This window comes from uncultured Algibacter sp., assembly GCF_947487605.1.
Taxonomy (GTDB): domain Bacteria; phylum Bacteroidota; class Bacteroidia; order Flavobacteriales; family Flavobacteriaceae; genus Algibacter_D.
The window spans coordinates 1-887 of record NZ_CANKXK010000051.1 but is presented as its reverse complement, the minus strand read 5'-3'; the positions used below and the strand labels follow the sequence as shown (position 1 = coordinate 887).

General features: G+C 32.9%; 1 protein-coding gene. It reads right to left on the bottom strand.

The features are described from left to right. Positions 1–40 precede the first annotated feature (40 nt). The coding region (locus tag Q0739_RS14880) for an IS3 family transposase (RefSeq protein ID WP_298239527.1) at positions 41–887 on the bottom strand (847 nt) is incomplete at its 5' end.

Below are 887 nucleotides of genomic sequence, written 5' to 3'. Positions count from 1 at the left end.
ATGTCTAGTCCTGAAATATGGCTACAGGTTAAAATTGAATTTACGCTGATAATTTATATACCATATTTGGTGTTTTATAGTCTAAAGATAAATGTAATCTTATTTGGTTGTATAAATTAATTGCATTTTTTGCAGCTCTCTTTGCGTGACTTACGCTATCAAAGGTTTGGTCGAGATAAAATTCATCTTTTAAGATGCCGTTTACGCGTTCAGCCATGGCGTTTTCATAGCAGTGATTTTCTTCTGTCATACTAATGTTTATCTTATTTCTTTTAAGAATTTGTGTGTATACATTGCTACAATATTGTATTCCTCTATCAGAGTGGTGTATGAGTCCTTTAATATTTTTTGCTTGATAAATGGCCTTTTTAAGAGCCCTCACGCATCCGTCGAGTTCTAGGCTATCACTAAGGTCATAGCCAACAATTTTCCTAGAATGCATATCCGTTATTAAAGCCAAGTAGCAAAAGCCTTTTACGGTTCTGATGTATGTTATATCAGAGACCCAAACTTGGTTTGATTTTTTAACTTCCATATCTTTTATAATGTTTTTATACTTATAAAAACGATGGTAGGAGTTTGTTGTTCTGGCACTAGTTTTCTTTCTAAGTGTTAGCATATTATGTTTTCTAAGGACATTAAATAGCGTATCTCTACCAACTTTAAGATTGGCTTTAGCAAACTCATCGTCTAAAGATTTTTCAAGTTTACGCACGCCTTCTCTAGGTAAGGATTTGCGTCTTTTCTTAACAATATTTATAATCTGTTGCTCTAGTATTAAACGCTTATCAGCTCTAGATTTGTATTTATAATACGCATCACGTTTAAGCCCAAAACAATGAGTTATAGTCTGTAAAGAAGCAAATCCCTTAGAGTTTTCTTTAGCT